Raw genomic sequence first — 16577 nt, 5'->3', positions numbered from 1 at the left:
GGCGGGTAACCGCCAACACGAAAGGCATGCAAGCGTGGCAGAAGCGACCCGAAAAGAGGAAGCCTTCCTCGGCTATGTGCTCGACGAACAGGTCGGTTTCCTGTTGCGCAAGGCCTATCAGCGCCACATGACGATCTTCGCCAAGAACATGATCGGCGGATTGACCCCGACGCAGTTCTCGACGCTGTTCAGGCTGTTCGCGGAACGCGAGCCGATTTCGCAGAATGCCCTTGGACGTCTCGTCGCGATGGACGCCGCGACCACCAAGGGGGTGATCTCACGGCTTGAGAACAACGGGCTGATCACCACGGAGCGCGACCCGCGGGACAAGCGGCGCTATCTCCTGCGTTCGACCGAAAAGGGCCGCACGCTGGTCCGCGATGCGATCCCGGTCGTGACGGGAATCACCGAAGCCACCCTCGAACCGCTGGACGAGGCCGAACGCCAGACCTTCATGACGCTGTTGGCGAGGCTGTGCTGAACCCGTGCGCGGCGCGGTTGTCCGAAGGCCCTCGGGAGCAATCCCACCCAACTCCTTGATATCGCTGCTCTGCCAAAAAATCCCGACAAGGGAACTTGTTTCTACACAAACAATCTGTAGCATCGGCCTCATGACAAGATTGAGGTTGCGCCCATGAAGCCGATCCGCATCGGGCAGATCGTCCCGAGTTCCAACGTCACCATGGAGACGGAGATCCCGGCTTTGCTGCGCCTGCGCGAGACCATCGCGCCGGAGCGCTTCACCTACCACTCCTCGCGCATGCGTATGAAGCATGTGACGAAGGAAGAGCTGGCCGCGATGGACGGTGAGAGCGACCGCTGCGCGGCCGAACTCTCCGACGCCCGGGTCGATGTGATGGGCTATGCCTGCCTCGTCGCGATCATGTCGATGGGCCATGGCTACCACAACGCGTCGGCCAAGCGCCTGCATCAGGTAACGGTCGACAACGGCAATCCGGCTCCGGTGGTGACGTCGGCCGGCGCATTGTGCGAGGGCATCAAGGCCGTCGGCGCGAAGAAGGTCGCGGTCGTCGCGCCCTATATGAAGCCGCTGACCGCCATGGTCGTCGACTACATCGCCAATGAGGGCATCGAGGTCTCGACCTCGCGGGCGCTCGAAATCTCCGACAATCTCGCCGTCGCCGCTCACGACACCGGCAAGCTGCCCGGCATCGTCTCCGAACTCGAGGTCGGCGACGTCGATGCGATCGTCCTGTCGGCCTGCGTGCAGATGCCGTCGCTCGCCGCCGTCTCGATGGTCGAGGCGATGACCGGCAAGCCGGTGCTGACGGCGGCGATCGCCACCACCTGGTCGATGCTCAAGGCCCTCGATCTCGACACGCGCGTGCCCGGCGGCGGCACGCTGCTCTCGGGTCTCTACTGAGCCGGCGCCCGCCCACCCATTCAAGGAGGAACGACCATGGCTTTCGGCTATAACGTTCACGCCAACGGCATTCGCCAGCATCTCATCCACTATCCGGGCGAGGGCGAGACGATGCTGCTCATTCCCGGCATCACCTCGCCGGCGATCACCTGGGGCTTCGTCGCCGAGAAGCTGGCGGAGCGCTTCGACGTCCATGTTCTAGACGTGCGCGGGCGCGGCCTATCCCAGGCCGGCGAGCTCGATTATTCTCTTGACGCGATGGCGAAGGACGCCGTCGAGGTCGCGAAGGTGGCCGGGCTCGGCAAGCCGATCGTCCTCGGCCATTCCATGGGCGCGAGAAACGCCATTCGCGCCGCCCGCCTTGCGCCGGACGTATTCTCCGGCCTCGTCCTCGTTGATCCGCCGGTCTCGGGCCCCGGCCGCCGCGAATATCCGTCGAAATGGCCCTGGTACGAGGATTCGATCCTCATGGCCGATCGCGGCTGCTCAGCCGAGGACATGAAGGAATTCTGCCCGACCTGGACCGAGGAGCAGCGGGCGCTTCGGGCCGAATGGCTCCACACCTGCCAGCTCGACGCCATCGACACCGCCTTCAAGGGCTTCCACACCGACGACATCCATCAGGACCTGCCGCATCTGACGCTGCCGATGCGCCTCGTCGTCGCCGGCGCCGCGCCGGTGATCGGCGAAGAGGACGTCGCCGAGATCAAGGAGCTTGCGCCCGGGATCGAGGTCAGGACGGTCGCGAATGCCGGTCACATGATCCCCTGGGACGATTTCGACGGTTTCCTTGAAGCCGTCATGGATTTTTCGGCCTGACAGCCAAGCCGATCGCCGCAAAGGGCGATCTCACCGAGAGAAGGAGAGCGAGAATGGATCAGTTCAGCTTCACTGAAATCTGCCTGCATCAGCTCAAGATGTCGGGCGTTCACGAGGGCGAGAAGCTCGTCGTCCTGACGCAGGGCTCGGAGCGCCTCGACTATGCCGACGCCTTCATGGCGGCGGGCCAGCGCCTCGGCGCCAAGATGTATCACATGCGGCTTCCCGCCGTGCCGCCGGTCGGTGCCTGGGCCGTCGGCCAGACCGGGCTCGCCGCGATGCCCGATGCGGTGGAGGCCCTGAAGAAGGCCGACATGCTGATCGACTGCATCTTCCTTCTGTTCTCGCCCGAGCAGATGGCGATCCAGGCCGCCGGCACCCGCATCCTCACCGCCGTCGAGCCGCCGGAGCTGCTCGCCCGCATGCTGCCGACCAAGGAGATCCGCGAGAAGGTCGAGATCGGCGGCGAGCTCCTGTCGAAGGCGAAGGTGATGCGCATCACCTCGCCGCACGGCACCGACGTCACCTACAAGCTCAACACCTATCCGACGATCACCGAATATGCCTGCACGGACGAGGCGGGCCGCTGGGATCACTGGCCGTCGGGCTTCGTCTTCACCGGTGGTGACGACGACGGCGTCGACGGGCAGATCGTCGTCGCGCAGGGCGACATCCTCCTGCCGCAGAACATGTATGTGCGCGACCCGATCACCTACACGATCGAAAAGGGCTGGGTAACCGACATCCGGGGCGGGCTCGATGCCGATCTGGTCAAATCCTACATGGGCGCCTTCAACGATCCGCGCGGCATGGGCATGAGCCATGTCGGCTGGGGCATGAATCCGAACGCCAAGTGGCACGGCATGGTGCCGGGCGAGTTCCCGGGCGGCATGGGCATGGAGCCGCGCTCCTTCTACGGCAACGTCATGTTCTCCACCGGCCCGAACAACGAGCTCGGGGGCCCCAACGACACGCCCTGCCACCTCGACATCCCGATGCGCGGCTGCTCGCTCTTCCTCGACGACGAGCCGATCGTCATCGACGGCGACATCGTCGTCAAGGAAATGCAGATGGAGCGCCACTGAGCGTCTCGCCGACTTCCGCCGCGGCCTCACCGGGTCGCGGCGGACTTACGCCAACATCCTCCACCCGATCTGCCGGAAAGCCGCATGACCCAGGAAACCGTCTACAAGGACGCCGGCTTCGGTGCGAGCGTTCCCCGCGGGACAAAGCCGGCGATCCTCGTCGTCGACTTCTCCTACGGCTTTTCCGATACGCAATATCCGACCGCGGCCGACATGACCGCCGAAATCGCCGCGACGCGCCGGCTGACCGATTTCGCCCGCGACGCCGGAATGCCGGTGATCTATACGACCATCGCCTACACGCCGCTCGAAGCCGAAAGCCTGCCCTGGCTGAAGAAGGCGACGGGCATGGCGGCACTGAAGATCGGAACGCGTCTCGTCGAGATCGACGAGCGTTGCGGCATGACCGACGCGGACGCCCTCATCGTCAAGCACGGCGCGTCGGCCTTCTTCGGCACCAACCTTGCGGCCATTCTCACCGGTGCCGGCGTCGACACCCTCGTCGTCACCGGCGCGACGACGTCCGGCTGCGTCAGGGCGAGCGTCGTCGATGCGGTGCAGTCCGGCTTCAACACGCTCGTGCCGGCCGATTGCTGCGCCGACCGGGCGAAGGCCCCACACGACGCCAATCTCTACGACATGGGCCAGAAATACGCTGACGTGACCGATAGCGCGGACGTGCTCGCCTGGCTGCAAGGCATCGCCGAAAGTTGAGGTCGCCGGTCCCGCGCCTTCAAAGGCGCGGGACGTCACTTTGACCTTCGCTCGGGCCTCTGGCGATCTCCGTCAACCGAGCACGCCGAGAACGGCGATGCAGTCGCCGGCCTTGACGAGGCCCGGGAAGTGCCTGGCGACGAGGATGCCGTCCATCTTGGCGGTATAGGTGTAGGGTTCCTCGCCGGTGCGGTCGATCGGCCAGGATCGGCCGATCGGCTGGCCTTTTTTCACCGGTTCGCCGAGATCGACCAGCGGCTCCATCAGCCCGTCGATTTCCGAGAAGGTGAAGCAGCGGTCGTCCGGCATGTCGAGCCAGCGGGTCTCGCGGATCTCCGGCTCGCCCTTGAGGATGCCGGCATGGCGCAGGACGTCCCTGACGCCGCGCTTGGCGATACCCGCCGTGCGGGCGCTCGCCGTGCCGCCGCCGCCGAGTTCGGTCGTCACGAAGACCTTGCCCATCGCTTCGGCCGTGGTGTCGAACATGCCGACGGCGTCGATCTCCAGCATCTTCACCGAATAGGGCGCGCCGAACGCCCTGACGGCGGCAAAGCAGGCCGCCTCCTGCTTTTTGTCGTCGAGGATGTGGGCTGCCGCAAACGGCAGGAAGTCGAGCGTCTTGCCGCCGGAATGAAAGTCGAGGACGATGTCCGCCATCGGCAGGAGATTGCGGGTGACGAAGTCGGCGATCTTCTCGGTCGGCTGTCCGAAAGGCCGCCCCGGAAAGGAGCGGTTGAGATTGCCCTTGTCGATCGGCGAGGTGCGCGTGCCGGCGCGAAAGGCCGGATAGTTCAGCGCCGGGACGATGATGATCCGCCCCGAGACGTCCGACAGATCGAGATTGCGGGCGAGATCGAAGAGCGCGATCGGCCCTTCATATTCGTCGCCGTGATTGCCCCCGGTCACAAGCGCCGTCGGCCCGTCGCCGTTCTTCGCGACGGTGATCGGCGTCAGGATCGAGCCCCAGGCGCTATCGTCGCGGCTGTAGGGCATCCGGAGATAGCCGTGATGGATGCCATCGGCCTCGAACTCGACCTTGGCGACGACGGGCGAGGGCGGCAGTTCGGCGATGGGTTCGGGTCCGAACATGATCGTCAGTCCTTCACGAAGAGCTTGCGCGGCACGTCGGCGAGGAGTTCGTAGCCGGTCTCTGTGATGGCGAGGCTCTCGGTGATCTCGAGGCCCATGTCCTCGAGCCACAGGCCGGTCATGAAATGGAAGGTCATGCCGGGCTTCAGCACCGTCTTGTCGCCGGGGCGAAGGCTCATGGTCCGCTCGCCCCAGTCCGGCGGATAGCTGAGACCGATGGGATAGCCGGTGCGGTTGTCCTTGATGATCCCGTATTTCTTCAGGACCGCGAAGAAGCCATTCGCGATGTCTTCGCAGGTGTTTCCGGGCTTTGCGGCTTCGAGGCCGGCCTCCATGCCTTCCAGCGTCGCCTTCTCGGCGTCGAGGAAGGCCTGGCTTGGCTTGCCGAGAAAGACCGTGCGCGACAAGGGGCAGTGATAGCGGTTGTAGCAGCCGGCGATCTCGAAGAATGTGCCTTCGCCGGTCTGCATCGGCCGGTCGTCCCAGGTGAGATGCGGCGCGGAAGCGTCGGCGCCCGATGGTAGCAGCGGCACGATCGCCGGATAGTCGCCGCCGTAACCGTCGACGCCGCGCGTGCCGGCATCATAGATCTCGGCGACGAGATCGTTCTTGCGCATGCCGGGCTCGATCTTCTCGACGATCCGCTCGTGCATCTTGCCGACGATGCGCCCGGCGATGCGCATGTAGTCGAGCTCCTGCGGGCTCTTTTCCGCGCGCTGCCAGTTGACCAGCGCCGTCGCGTCGACGAAGCGCGCCTCGGGCAGTTCGCGGCGCATGGTCTCAAAGGCGGCGGCCGAGAACCAGTAATTGTCCATCTCGACGCCGATGGTCATGCGATCAAGACCGCGATCCTTGATCAGCGCCGACAGCGCCTGCATCGGGTGGCGCTCGGTCGACTGGACATAATGGTCGGCATAGCCGACGATGTTGTCGTGGCCGATATAGGCGGTGCGCTTGGCGCCATTGCCGTCCTGGCCGCGGCCGAACCAGATCGGCTCGCCCTCCGGCGGCACGAGCACGCCCTGATGGACATAGAAGGACCAGCCGTCATAGCCCGTCAGCCAGGCCATGTTGGAGGGGTCGGAGACCCAGAGGGCATCGACGCCCTTGGCCGCCATGGCCTTTCGGGTCTTGGCAAGCCGCGCGGCATATTCCTCGCGGGTGAATTTGAGCTGGGGCGCCGCCATCGGGCCGTCTTTCCTGTCAGGTGTTGAACTGTGTGCCACGATCGCTGGCAAGCGCGCGGGCATGGGTGAGGGTCGCGATCGCCGTGTCCTGAACGCCGGTTCCGGTCAGGTCGGCGAGGGTGATGGCGTCATGGGAGGTTCGACCTTCACAAAGGCCGGCAACGATCTGACCGAGTTCGGGAAAACCCTCGTTCGCCGTAATGAGCCCGGCCGCGATGGCATGGTGCAGCTCACCCAGCCGTCGCGTCTGGTTCAGGCTGTCGGCGACATAAAGGTCGGCGCGGGCGAGGGCGGCCGGATCGATCTCGTTCTTGTGCTCCGCGTCGGAGCCCATGGCGGTGACATGCTGGCCGGGCTGGAGCCAGTCGGCCGTCAGGATCGGCGTTTCGGAAGGCGTGGTGGTTACGATAATCTCGGCACCATCGATGGCCGCGTGGGGATCGGCATGCGCCGTCACCTTGAAACCCAGGGCCTCGGTCAGCTCGGTCGCCGCCTTCGACGCCTTGGCGGCATCGCGCGCCCAGATCCGCGCCTCGCGGATCGGACGCACAAGCGTCAGCGCCTCAAGCTGCAGCCGCGCCTGGACGCCGGCGCCGAAGATCGCCGCGACCGAGGCGTCCGAGCGCGCCAGATGGCGGGCGGCGACGGCACCGGCAGCAGCGGTCCGGACGTCGGTCAGATAGCCATTGTCGAGGAACAGCGCTTCGACGAGGCCGGTCGTCGAGGACATCAGCATCATCAGGCCGTTGACGCTCGGAAGGCCGAGCTTTGGATTGTCGAAGAAGCCCGGGCTGACCTTGATCGCGAAGCCGGACAAGCCCGGCACATAGGCGGTCTTCACGTCCACCTCGCCGCGATGCTCGGGAATGTCGAGCCGCATGATCGGCGGCATCGCCACCGGCTTCGTCGCCAGCGCGGCAAACGCCGCCTCGATGGCGTCGATGGTTTCGATGTCGAGGCTGACGAACTGGCGCAGCTCGGCCTCTGTGAGAATACGGATCTGCGGCATCAAGCGGCCTCCTCCAACCCGTTTGCCCCGGCCATGATACGGGCGTGTAGGTCCATGGCGACGTTGCGACCGGACAAAAGCGCGACGATGGGCCCGCGCGCCTCGACCTTGCCCGCGAGGAGAGCGGCAATGCCGACGGCGGCACCGCCTTCGAGGATTTCGCGCTCCTGAAAGTAAGCGTGGCGCATGCCCGCCGCGATCTCGGCTTCGGTGAGCAGCACGACCTCATCGACGAGGTCGCGCACCATCTGAAAGGTCAGGCGGTTGTCGAGGCCGATGCCGCCGCCGAGGGAATCGGCCAGCGTCGGCAGCTCCTTCACCTCGACCGGATGACCGGCGGCAAGGCTCGCCTGCATCGCCGCGCCGCGCGCCATGGAGATGCCGACGATCCGCGTGCCCGGCGCTTGCGCCTTGATTGCCGCCGCCACGCCGGCGATCAGCCCGCCCCCGGAGAGGGGCACGAGAACCGTCTCGGCATCGGGCAGATCCTTCACAATCTCGAGGCCGATCGTGCCCTGGCCGGCGATGATGTCGGGGTGATCGAAGGGCGGCAGCGGCACCATGCCGTCCTCGCGCGCCAGCCGGTCGACCTCGATCTGCGCGTCGTCCTGGCTGTTTCCGACGATGCGGATCTCGGCGCCGAGCGCGGCAATGGCGTCGAGCTTGTTCTGCGGCACTAGCTTCGACATTGAGACGGTGCAGCGCGCGCCGGCCTTCTTCGCCGCATGGGCGAGCGCCCGGCCGTGATTGCCGGTGGAGGCCGCGACGACGCCGCGCGCCCGCTCTTCATCGCTCAGCGAAAGCACGGCATTGGTCGCGCCGCGCAGCTTGAAGGCACCGGTCTCTTGCCAATGCTCCAGCTTCAGATGAACCGGCGCGCCGCAGAGTTCGGAGAGCGAGGCCGAATTCGCCATCGGCGTGCGGCGGACATGGCCGGCAATCCGGTCGGCGGCGGCTTCGATGGCGGAAATCGTGACGGCTTCCATGAAACGATCAAGCCGCTTTTGGCCGGTCGAGGGCGAAGAGCCGGCCCGCTCTGGCCGGATCGGCCGTGGCGCCGCAAAGGGACAGGCACTCCCAGGCCGTCGCCTGGTTGGAGGTGACGACCGGTCGGCCGATCCTCGCCTCGATTTTGGCGACGACCGAGACCGCGCGAAGGGCCGTGCAGGAGATGAAGAGCGCTTCGGCATCGTCGGGCGTCGCTGCCACCGCCGCCTCGACCAGCGAGGCGGGCGAGATGCGGGCCATCTCGCGATCGTCGTCGAAGCCGAGGCAGGTGACGCCGGCAAGGTGGAAGCCCTTGGCCTGCATATAGGCGGCGAGCGGCCGGGTGGTCTCGGCGAGATAGGGGGTCAGCATGGCGATCTTCCGCGCACCGAGGGCTGCAAGAGCGTTGGCGGCCGCAAGTGCCGGCGTGATGACGGCAACGCCCGGCTTGCCCGCGCGGATCGCATCACGCACAGTATCGTCGCCGATCACCGCCGAGGCGGACGAACAGGAAAAGCAGATCGCGTCGAGTTCGCTCCCGGGCAGGATCGCCGCCGCTGCCTTGGCGAGACGCGGCCGCATGGCCATGAGATTTTCGGGCGTCGTCGGATTGGCGTAGGCGACCCGCGCAGCATAGACCCCGATCTCGCCGGAGGCGACGAGACGGGCAAAATCCGTCTCCGTCGTATGATCGGTGTCGAGCAGGATCAGGCCGATCCGTCTGGCGATCGGGCGTTCGTCCAGCGTCACGGCGTCCGGGCCGAGCTCGCGCATCGCCGTCATGATGCCGCCCGCCCGCGTTTGCCGTAAGCGCCGAAACGGCGCTCGAGATATTTGACGCCCACCACCGAAATCAGGCTGATCACCAGGAAGAAAACGCCGACAAGGGTGATCGGCTCGACATAGCGATAGTTGTAGTTGGCGATCGAGCGGGCCTGGTTCATCAGTTCGAGGACGGTGATCGCCGACAGGAGCGGCGTTTCCTTGAACATGGCGATCAGATAGTTCGCCAGCGCCGGGATGACGGGCATGATCGCCTGAGGCAGGACGATGTGGCGCCAGGTCTGGCGGGTGGTGAAGTTGCAGGCCTTCGCCGCCTCCCACTGGCCGCGCGGCACGTTGTCGATACCGGCGCGGTACACTTCGGACGTATAGGTCGCATAATGCAGGCCGAGCCCGATGACACCGGCAACGAGCGGCGCCAGCGTGATGCCTGCCTCGGGCAGGATGTAGAACAGGAAATAGAGCTGCACCAGCAGCGGCGTGCCGCGCACGAACTCGACGAAACCGGCGGTCGGTTTCGAGACGAAGCCGTTGTGCGAGCGCCGCATGATCGCCAGAAGGAGGCCGAGAACGACCGCCAGCACATAGCCGAGCAGCGTCGCGATGATGGTGATCTTGGCGCCCTCGGCGAGGGTCGGCAGGATCTGCCAGACGAATTGCCAGTCCCAATCCATGGTCGATCCCTTCCTTTAAGCCCGCACGCCGTCGAGGCCGCGCGTCAGGCGCTTTTCCAGGGATCGCACTCCAAAACTGATGACCGAGGCGATGGCGAAATAGAGGACGAGGATTGTGATGAAGGGCACGGCCGTGTTGCCGGTCTGGGCGCGCACGACCTGCGCCTGGAAGGTCATGTCGGAGAGCGAGATCAAGGAGACGATCGCCGTGCCCTTGAGAAGCTCGATGGCGTTGTTGCCGAAGGTCGGCAGCATGATGACGAAGGCCTGGGGCAGGATGATGTGGCGCATGGTCTGAAAGCGCGTCAGATTGACCGCGACGGCAGCCTCATTCTGCCCACCGTCCACGGCCTGAATGGCACTGCGCACCACCTCGGCGCCATAGGCCCCGACATTGAGGCCGAGAGCGAGAACGCCGGCCTGCATAGGGCTCAGGGTGAAGCCCATCAGCGGCAGGACGTAATAGATCCAGAACAGCTGCACGAAGATCGAGGTGCCACGAAAGAACTCGATGTAGCCGACGGAGAGCCAGCGCAGCGCGGCAAAGCGCGAGATCCGGCCGAGACCGGCGAGGATTGCGACGACGAGTGCGAAGGCGCAGCCATAGGCGGTGAGCTGGACGGTGATCCAGGCACCCTGAAGGATGAGCTGCATGTAGCCGAGCCACATCTCCATGAAGGTCGGGATCCTTGAAGGTTGGTGTTGGTTTCGAACAGTCTCGTCGGCGATGAATATCGCGGGACATCCGGATCGTCAGAGCTTGAGGCGCCAGCCCAACAGCCCCGTCATTCTCGGGCCCCGTCCCGGGAATCCAGGAATCGTCGAGCACTCGGTCTCAGCTGTAATTGGGGAAGCGTCCAGCGCTGCGTCCGCCGCCCCTGGATTCTCGGGACGGAGCCCTAGAATGACGAAGTTTCAACTTCGTCGACATCTTTTGGCGAAAATGGCCTGGGCCTGGGTCGACAACCCGCCGACCGGGGCCACCTGGCCGCCGCGCCCGCCTCTTACTCCGCCGAGGCCGAGCAGAGCTTTTCGCGGGAGGTCTTCATCGCCGCCTTGGCCGAGAAGCCGTAGGGCTCGATGAGCTTGGCGAATTCGCCGGATTCCTTCAGCTCCGCCAGCGCCTTGTCGAAGGCGTCGCGCAGATCGGTCTGGTCCTTGCGGAAGGCCGCGCCGTCGCAGGCGATGGGCGAATCCTCGACCGGCGCCACGACCTCGACGCCGCCGCCGGCCTTCTTGGCGAGCGAGTTGATCGACAGGACGGGCAGCGAATAGACGTCGATCCGGCCCTGCTGCAGCATGGTCAGGCCGCTCTGCGTGTCCGGCACGACGATGACGCGGCTGCGCGGCACGCCGGCTTCGAGGGCCAGCCGCTCCTCGGTGCCGCCGCCCGGCGCGCCGATGGTGGCGTCGGAGCTTTCGGCAATCGACTTGAAGGTCGTCAGCTTCTTCGGGTTGCCTTCCTTCACCAGGAACGCCTCGGCGTCACACAGCACCGGCTCGGAATAGGCGACGGCGTTGCAGCGCTGGGGCTTCATGAACAGGCCGGCGGTGACGGCGTCGAAGCGGCCGGCCTGAAGGCCGGGGATCATCGCGCCATATTCGGACACGACCGGATCGAGCTTGTCGATGCCGAGCTTCTTGAACACGGCGCGGGCAACGTCGGGCGCAGCGCCCGTGACGGTGCCATCGGACTTCAGCTCGGTGTAGGGAGGCTCGTTGCCGATGGCGATCCGGACCTCGCCCTTCTCCATCAGCTTTTCGAGCGCGTCCTGGGCCATGACCGGCTGAGCTGCGGTGGCTGCGAGACCGGCGATGGCGGCCCCGAGGACGGCGCGGCGGGAAAGAGTGAAGAGGCGGTTCATGGCAACTCCGTTGGCTGTTGAAAATGGTTCGTTTTCGCAGCTGAGGGGCGGCGGCTAACGGCGCCCGTCATGGAAACTGCATCAGTGAGAGAGCACCTTGCGCAGGAAGCTCTGGGTGCGCTCGTGGGTCGGATTGGTGAAGATCTCGGAAGGCGGGCCGTCCTCGATGATGTGACCTGAATCGAAGAACAGCACCCGGTCGGCGAAATCCCGGGCGAAGTTCATCTCGTGGGTGACGAGCAGCATCGTCGTGTCGGTCTCCTCCGCGATCAGCCGCATCACGTTCAGCACTTCCTCGACCAGCTCGGGGTCGAGCGCCGACGTCACCTCGTCGAACAGCATGATCTTGGGCTGCAACGCGCAGGCCCGCGCGATCGCTACCCGCTGTTTCTGGCCGCCTGAGAGCTGGCTCGGCATCGCGTCCGCCTTTTCGGCAAGGCCGAATTTCGTCAGCAGCGACATCGCCCGCTCTTCGGCATCGGCCTTGGAAACGTTCTGGGTCAGGATCGGCGCGAGGGTGATGTTCTCGAGCACCGATTTGTGGGGAAACAGGTTGAAGTGCTGGAACACCATGCCGATCTTGCGGCGCATCTCGTGGAGGTGCTTCTCGTCCGCCGGCACGACGTCGTTGCCGCGCTTCATGTGGAAGAGATAATCGCCATCGACGGTGATGCGGCCCTCGGAAGGATTTTCCAGGGTCATCAGCATGCGCAGAATGGTGGTCTTGCCGGAGCCGGACGGGCCGATCAGCGCCAGCTTCTCGCCGGGCTTCACGTCAAAGGTCAGTTCGTCCAGCACGGTGAGGGTGCCGAAGCGTTTGGTGACGGCGTCCAGTCTGATTATCGGTTCGGCCACGGCTTCCTCGGTCATCGCGTTGCGACGCGCTAGGATGAGACGGCAGGCTAAATCATGTCAATCGAGAAAATAAAATCATGACAATATTTGCCGAAATGCCGGACAATCGCGCAGACGGCCCTTCATTTCGTAGGCAGTCCGCCTAGATGGCGAGCAGTAGCGGCTCCGGCGCCGCCTGATGCAGGCTGGCGACGATCCGCAAGCCTGATCTCAGCTCCGTCTCGCTCGCCGATCCGACGGCGATGCGCACGGCCGGATGGTCGTCCCGGCCGATCTGGAAACTGCGGCCTGGGGCGAGCGCGACGCCGCGCAGCCGCGCCTGGGTCACGAAGATTTCCTCCTCCGCGCGGCTCTGCAGTGGCAACCAGACATGCAGGCCCTCGGGATGGGCGCCGTATTGGATCCCCTTGAGCATCGAGCGGACGATCTCCTGGCGCTTCTTGAGCGCCGCCCGTTGCCAGCGGACCAGCTCCATCGCCGTTCCATCGCGCACCCAGCGTGACGCGATCTCGGCCAAGAGCGGCGTCGCGATCCAGTGGCTGACCAGGTGACGATTGGCGACGGCGGACATCAGCCTGTCCGGCGCGACCAGATAGCCGGTCCGAAGGCCCGGCAGCACGGTTTTGGTAAAGCTGGTGACATAGAGCGTCAGCTCCGGCGCCAGAGCCGCGATCGGCGGCGGGCGATTTTCCATCAACGGTCCGAGCGGATCATTCTCGATGATGGTCAGGGCGTTGCGTCGCGCCACCGCGATCAGTGCCTTGCGGCGTTCGAGGCTCATCATCGTCGCCGTTGGATTGATGGGCGACGGCTGCAGAAAGACCGAGCGCACATCCTCCTGCCGGCAGAGCGCGTCGAGGGCTGCCGGCACCATGCCGTCGGCGTCGATCTCCACGCCCACCATCTTCAGCCCGAGATAGCTCGCCAGCGGGATCAGCGTGTGGTGGCCGACGGTTTCGGTCGCGATCACCGTGCCGGTGGAGGCGGCGCTCATCATCGCCACCGTCATGCCGGCCGTGGCGCCATTGGTCAGGACGACATTGCCCGGCGAGACGTTCAGCCCGCAAAGGCGCAGCCAGTCCGCGGCAATGATCCGGTGGCCGGGAAAGATGACGTTCGGGCGGAAGGACAAAGCAGCGCTGGCCGGCAGATCGACCGAAAGCTCGGCCAGGACCGCCTTCATCCGGTCGAGATGCATCGCCTCGCAGACCGGCTTCAGGATCGACAGGTCGACGACTTCGCCCGGCCGCTCCTGCAGATAGGGCACGTCGCCGGAGGGCTCCTGGCGCCGGACGAAACTGCCGCGCCCCGTCTCGCCGGAGACCAGCCCGCGGCGAATCAGTTCCTCATAGGCTCGGCTCACCGTCTGCACCGAGATCTTCAGATCATGGGCGAGGCTGCGGTGCGGCGGAAGCTTGCAGCCATTCGCCAGATGCCCGTCGGCAATGGCGCGGGCGATCTGGTCGGCAAGCGACTGATAGACCGGCCGGTGGAGCGCGGCGGGATCGAGAAATGGCATTGTCATGAAAGCACTCTTTCGCAAATCATGTCATTCGGCAATATGGTGGCGGACAACTCATCAGGGAATGCCATGCCGATTCCGCCCATCAAGCTCGATCCGATCGACCTGAAGATCCTCGGCGCCATCCAGCGCGAGGGGCGGATCACCAAGCTCAAGCTGGCCGAGATGGTGGGCCTGTCGCCGACGCCCTGCTGGAACCGGTTGAAGCGGTTGGAGGAGAGCGGCATCGTCGCGGGCTATCACGCCCGGATCGAATGGCGGCTGGTCGCGCCGCAGACGACGGTGCTGGTGGAGATCACTCTCGGCCAGCATCGGCAGGCGGATTTCGACCGCTTCGAGAAAATGGTGCGCGACACGCCGGAAATTGTCGCCTGCTGGTCGGTCGGCGGCGGCGTCGACTACGTCCTCAAAGTTGTCGCCCGGGATGTCGACGCCTATCAGCGGCTGATCGACGGCTGGCTGAACCGCGAGATCGGCATAGCCCGATACTTCACCTATATCGTGACCCGCACGGTCAAGGAGGCGGGCGTCTGAGCCTGCGGTCTCGCCGCCTAACAATTTGCCCAGTCCCGTTCAGCCAGAATGCGGCGAGATCCACAATTCACCAAGAGACGGCTTGGGTAAAGTTAGGTCCGAAGCCATTGAAATTGCGTCATCCTCGGGCTTGTCCCGAGGATCTACTGCCGCGTCTTCACCAAAATCGTCCAAGAGTGGCCATTCATCCGCGAGCGGCCCGATCATCAACCCGCAGTCGTTCCTCGGGACAAGCACGAAGATGACGTCGCGAAGTGGATACGACTGCGAACAAGGCGTCTTTTCCAGCTGATCGGGTGCAAGCCGCAGCCAAGACAAGCGCTTCGGCCACTTGCATTGGAGCTGCACGCACGCATTCAAGGTTGCTCGGCAAAAGCGCGCAGGGAGAGAAACTCTCTGCGACAGCGGCCGACTTCAGCCCAGACGGCCTGCCGCGATCGCCTCTTTAGCCAATCCCTCCACCACGGACCTCGTAGGTTGATGGCCATGCTGGCGGACGTCGCCGGTCCCTCCGGTTGCCTGGCCGGAACAGTCGAGAGGTCATCGATGAGCGCCGTCTTCGCCCGCACCGAAATTCACCCTGCCATCGACCGTCTCGCCGATCCCCGGCTGTTCCGCGACAACGCCTATGTCGGCGGACGCTGGACACGAGCGGGCAGCGGCGCGACCTTCGCCGTGACCGATCCCGCCAGCGGGATCACCCTTGCCCATGTCGCCGGCCTCGATGCCGCCGCTACGGTGGCGGCGATCGATGCCGCACAGGGCGCCTTTGCATCTTGGAAGGCGCTGCTGCCGCAGGAGCGCGGCGCGATCCTGCAACGCTGGAACGATCTGATCCTCGCGGCGAAAGACGACCTTGCTCTTTTGATGGTCCTCGAACAGGGCAAGCCCTATGCCGAGGCTGTGGGCGAAATCGCCTATGGCGCGTCCTTTGTCGGCTACTACGCCGAAGAGGCCAGGCGCGTTTCGATCGAGAGCGTGGCGAGCCACCTGCCGGGCGCTGCCATGAGCGTTTCCCGCGTGCCGGTGGGCGTTGCCGGCCTCGTCACCCCCTGGAATTTTCCGATGGCGATGCTGACCCGCAAGGCCGCGGCCGCGCTTGCCGCCGGCTGCACCGTCGTCGCCCATCCTTCCGCCGAGACCCCGCTCTCCGCGCTTGCCCTGGCAGAACTCGCCGAAAGGGCGGGCTTTCCCGCCGGTGTCTTCAACGTCGTCACCGGCGATGCCGCGACCATCGTCGGCGAGATGTGTGCGGACAATCGCGTCAGGGCGATGAGCTTCACCGGCTCGACGGAAATCGGCCGGCTGATCGCCGCCCAGTCGGCGCCCACCGTCAAGCGCCTCGTCATGGAACTCGGCGGACACGCCCCGCTGATCGTCTTTGCCGACGCCGATCTCGACCGGGCCGTCGCCATCGCCATCGATGCCAAATTCGCCACCTCCGGCCAGGACTGCCTCGCCGCCAACCGCATCTATGTCGAGCGTTCCGTCTACGCGGAATTTTCCCGCCGATTTGCCGAGAAAGCGGCGTCGTTGGTCGTGGGCAACGGTCTCGACGAGGCGAGCGAGATCGGCCCTTTGATGCATGAGCGCGCGGTCGCAAAGATCGAGGCGCAGGTCCAGGATGCAACAGCGCGAGGCGCAAGGCTGCTGACGGGCGGCGCGCGCCACGGGGCAGGGCACCTCTTCTATCAGCCGACGGTGCTCGCCGACGTTTCCGACAGCGCCACCATCATGCGGGAGGAGACCTTCGGACCGGTTGCCGCGCTCACCCCCTTCGACAGCGAGGACGAGGTCGTCGCCCGCGCCAATGACAGCGAATATGGCCTCGTCGCCTATGTTGTCACCAAGGACGGCGCCCGGGCGGCGCGTCTTGCCGGCGCCCTCGACTACGGGATGGTCGCCGTCAACCGTGTGAAGATTACCGGCGCGCCGGTCCCGTTCGGTGGGGTCAAGCAGTCGGGTCTTGGCCGTGAGGGCTCACGCCACGGCCTCGAGGCCTTCACCGACATCAAATATGTCTGCGCCGATCTCGCCTGATCCGGCCGCAAAATCAGAAACCTCCAGACA

The 16577-nt window shown here is 65.3% G+C and carries 17 protein-coding genes; 7 read left to right on the top strand and 10 right to left on the bottom strand.

Annotation, left to right across the window (positions count from 1 at the left end; translation table 11 throughout):
- Window positions 1-34: 34 nt before the first annotated feature.
- The 5 genes from J6595_RS15175 (at window position 35) to J6595_RS15155 (ending at window position 4002) form a co-directional block, all read left to right on the top strand.
- The gene (locus tag J6595_RS15175) at window positions 35-481 is read left to right on the top strand and encodes a MarR family winged helix-turn-helix transcriptional regulator (RefSeq protein WP_342453213.1); all 447 of its coding nucleotides are present in this window, start codon (window positions 35-37) and stop codon (window positions 479-481) included.
- Window positions 482-634: 153 nt separating this feature from the next.
- Window positions 635-1384: a maleate cis-trans isomerase family protein gene (locus J6595_RS15170; protein ID WP_483414002.1), complete on the top strand. Its 750-nt coding sequence runs from the start codon at window positions 635-637 to the stop codon at window positions 1382-1384.
- Window positions 1385-1420: 36 nt separating this feature from the next.
- On the top strand, window positions 1421-2203 hold the full coding sequence (locus tag J6595_RS15165; RefSeq protein WP_209595416.1) for an alpha/beta fold hydrolase: 783 nt from the start codon (window positions 1421-1423) through the stop codon (window positions 2201-2203).
- 53 nt (window positions 2204-2256) lie between these two features.
- Entirely contained in the window at window positions 2257-3288 is a 1032-nt protein-coding gene (locus tag J6595_RS15160) for a 2,5-dihydroxypyridine 5,6-dioxygenase NicX family protein (RefSeq protein ID WP_209595415.1), read from the top strand.
- 84 nt (window positions 3289-3372) lie between these two features.
- Window positions 3373-4002, top strand: a complete 630-nt coding sequence (locus tag J6595_RS15155; protein WP_209595414.1) for an isochorismatase family protein — start codon at window positions 3373-3375, stop codon at window positions 4000-4002.
- Window positions 4003-4074: 72 nt separating this feature from the next.
- Here J6595_RS15155 and doeB read toward each other — a convergent pair whose 3' ends face one another.
- From doeB to ehuR, 10 genes are all read right to left on the bottom strand, one after another.
- Window positions 4075-5091 (bottom strand): N(2)-acetyl-L-2,4-diaminobutanoate deacetylase DoeB, encoded by a 1017-nt coding sequence (doeB, locus tag J6595_RS15150; protein ID WP_209595413.1) that lies wholly within the window; start codon window positions 5089-5091, stop codon window positions 4075-4077.
- Between the two features lie 5 nt (window positions 5092-5096).
- Window positions 5097-6278, bottom strand: a complete 1182-nt coding sequence (doeA, locus tag J6595_RS15145; protein WP_209595412.1) for an ectoine hydrolase DoeA — start codon at window positions 6276-6278, stop codon at window positions 5097-5099.
- A 16-nt stretch (window positions 6279-6294) separates the two neighbouring features.
- Window positions 6295-7287 (bottom strand): ectoine utilization protein EutC, encoded by a 993-nt coding sequence (eutC, locus tag J6595_RS15140; RefSeq protein WP_209595411.1) that lies wholly within the window; start codon window positions 7285-7287, stop codon window positions 6295-6297.
- The gene (gene eutB, locus J6595_RS15135) at window positions 7287-8273 is read right to left on the bottom strand and encodes a hydroxyectoine utilization dehydratase EutB (RefSeq protein WP_209595410.1); all 987 of its coding nucleotides are present in this window, start codon (window positions 8271-8273) and stop codon (window positions 7287-7289) included. Before eutB ends, eutC begins: the two co-directional genes overlap by 1 nt.
- A gap of 7 nt (window positions 8274-8280) precedes the next feature.
- On the bottom strand, window positions 8281-9057 hold the full coding sequence (gene eutA / locus J6595_RS15130; protein ID WP_209595409.1) for an ectoine utilization protein EutA: 777 nt from the start codon (window positions 9055-9057) through the stop codon (window positions 8281-8283).
- On the bottom strand, window positions 9054-9731 hold the full coding sequence (ehuD, locus tag J6595_RS15125; RefSeq protein ID WP_209595408.1) for an ectoine/hydroxyectoine ABC transporter permease subunit EhuD: 678 nt from the start codon (window positions 9729-9731) through the stop codon (window positions 9054-9056). Before ehuD ends, eutA begins: the two co-directional genes overlap by 4 nt.
- Before the next feature lie 15 nt (window positions 9732-9746).
- The gene (gene ehuC, locus J6595_RS15120) at window positions 9747-10406 is read right to left on the bottom strand and encodes an ectoine/hydroxyectoine ABC transporter permease subunit EhuC (protein ID WP_209595407.1); all 660 of its coding nucleotides are present in this window, start codon (window positions 10404-10406) and stop codon (window positions 9747-9749) included.
- 329 nt (window positions 10407-10735) lie between these two features.
- Complete coding sequence (gene ehuB, locus J6595_RS15115) at window positions 10736-11596, bottom strand: ectoine/hydroxyectoine ABC transporter substrate-binding protein EhuB (RefSeq protein WP_209595406.1); 861 nt, start codon at window positions 11594-11596, stop codon at window positions 10736-10738.
- Window positions 11597-11677: 81 nt separating this feature from the next.
- Window positions 11678-12451, bottom strand: coding sequence for an ectoine/hydroxyectoine ABC transporter ATP-binding protein EhuA (ehuA, locus tag J6595_RS15110; RefSeq protein ID WP_342453212.1), 774 nt, complete (start codon window positions 12449-12451; stop codon window positions 11678-11680).
- Window positions 12452-12593: 142 nt separating this feature from the next.
- Window positions 12594-13976: a MocR-like ectoine utilization transcription factor EhuR gene (gene ehuR / locus J6595_RS15105; RefSeq protein WP_209595405.1), complete on the bottom strand. Its 1383-nt coding sequence runs from the start codon at window positions 13974-13976 to the stop codon at window positions 12594-12596.
- Window positions 13977-14042: 66 nt separating this feature from the next.
- On the opposite strand from ehuR, the gene J6595_RS15100 reads away from it, so the two are divergent.
- Window positions 14043-14507: an Lrp/AsnC family transcriptional regulator gene (locus J6595_RS15100; RefSeq protein ID WP_245198469.1), complete on the top strand. Its 465-nt coding sequence runs from the start codon at window positions 14043-14045 to the stop codon at window positions 14505-14507.
- Window positions 14508-15053: 546 nt separating this feature from the next.
- Entirely contained in the window at window positions 15054-16547 is a 1494-nt protein-coding gene (locus tag J6595_RS15095) for an NAD-dependent succinate-semialdehyde dehydrogenase (RefSeq protein WP_209595404.1), read from the top strand.
- Window positions 16548-16577: the final 30 nt, after the last annotated feature.

This window comes from Jiella mangrovi (assembly GCF_017815135.1).
Lineage (GTDB): Bacteria > Pseudomonadota > Alphaproteobacteria > Rhizobiales > Rhizobiaceae > Jiella > Jiella mangrovi.
Note: the sequence above shows the minus strand (reverse complement) of the source record. Positions and strands in the feature narration are given on the sequence as shown.

Bases quoted from the DNA above. Each gene is read 5' to 3' on its own strand.
- J6595_RS15095 (WP_209595404.1), top strand. From the start codon at position 15,054: ATGAGCGCCGTCTTCGCCCGCACCGAAATTCACCCTGCCATCGACCGT.
- eutC (WP_209595411.1), bottom strand. From the start codon at position 7,287: ATGCCGCAGATCCGTATTCTCACAGAGGCCGAGCTGCGCCAGTTCGTC.
- doeB (WP_209595413.1), bottom strand. From the start codon at position 5,091: ATGTTCGGACCCGAACCCATCGCCGAACTGCCGCCCTCGCCCGTCGTC.
- J6595_RS15100 (WP_245198469.1), top strand. From the start codon at position 14,043: ATGCCGATTCCGCCCATCAAGCTCGATCCGATCGACCTGAAGATCCTC.
- eutA (WP_209595409.1), bottom strand. From the start codon at position 9,057: ATGACGGCGATGCGCGAGCTCGGCCCGGACGCCGTGACGCTGGACGAA.
- J6595_RS15155 (WP_209595414.1), top strand. From the start codon at position 3,373: ATGACCCAGGAAACCGTCTACAAGGACGCCGGCTTCGGTGCGAGCGTT.
- J6595_RS15160 (WP_209595415.1), top strand. From the start codon at position 2,257: ATGGATCAGTTCAGCTTCACTGAAATCTGCCTGCATCAGCTCAAGATG.
- ehuC (WP_209595407.1), bottom strand. From the start codon at position 10,406: ATGGAGATGTGGCTCGGCTACATGCAGCTCATCCTTCAGGGTGCCTGG.
- ehuR (WP_209595405.1), bottom strand. From the start codon at position 13,976: ATGACAATGCCATTTCTCGATCCCGCCGCGCTCCACCGGCCGGTCTAT.
- doeA (WP_209595412.1), bottom strand. From the start codon at position 6,278: ATGGCGGCGCCCCAGCTCAAATTCACCCGCGAGGAATATGCCGCGCGG.
- ehuD (WP_209595408.1), bottom strand. From the start codon at position 9,731: ATGGATTGGGACTGGCAATTCGTCTGGCAGATCCTGCCGACCCTCGCC.
- eutB (WP_209595410.1), bottom strand. From the start codon at position 8,273: ATGGAAGCCGTCACGATTTCCGCCATCGAAGCCGCCGCCGACCGGATT.
- ehuB (WP_209595406.1), bottom strand. From the start codon at position 11,596: ATGAACCGCCTCTTCACTCTTTCCCGCCGCGCCGTCCTCGGGGCCGCC.
- J6595_RS15170 (WP_483414002.1), top strand. From the start codon at position 635: ATGAAGCCGATCCGCATCGGGCAGATCGTCCCGAGTTCCAACGTCACC.
- J6595_RS15165 (WP_209595416.1), top strand. From the start codon at position 1,421: ATGGCTTTCGGCTATAACGTTCACGCCAACGGCATTCGCCAGCATCTC.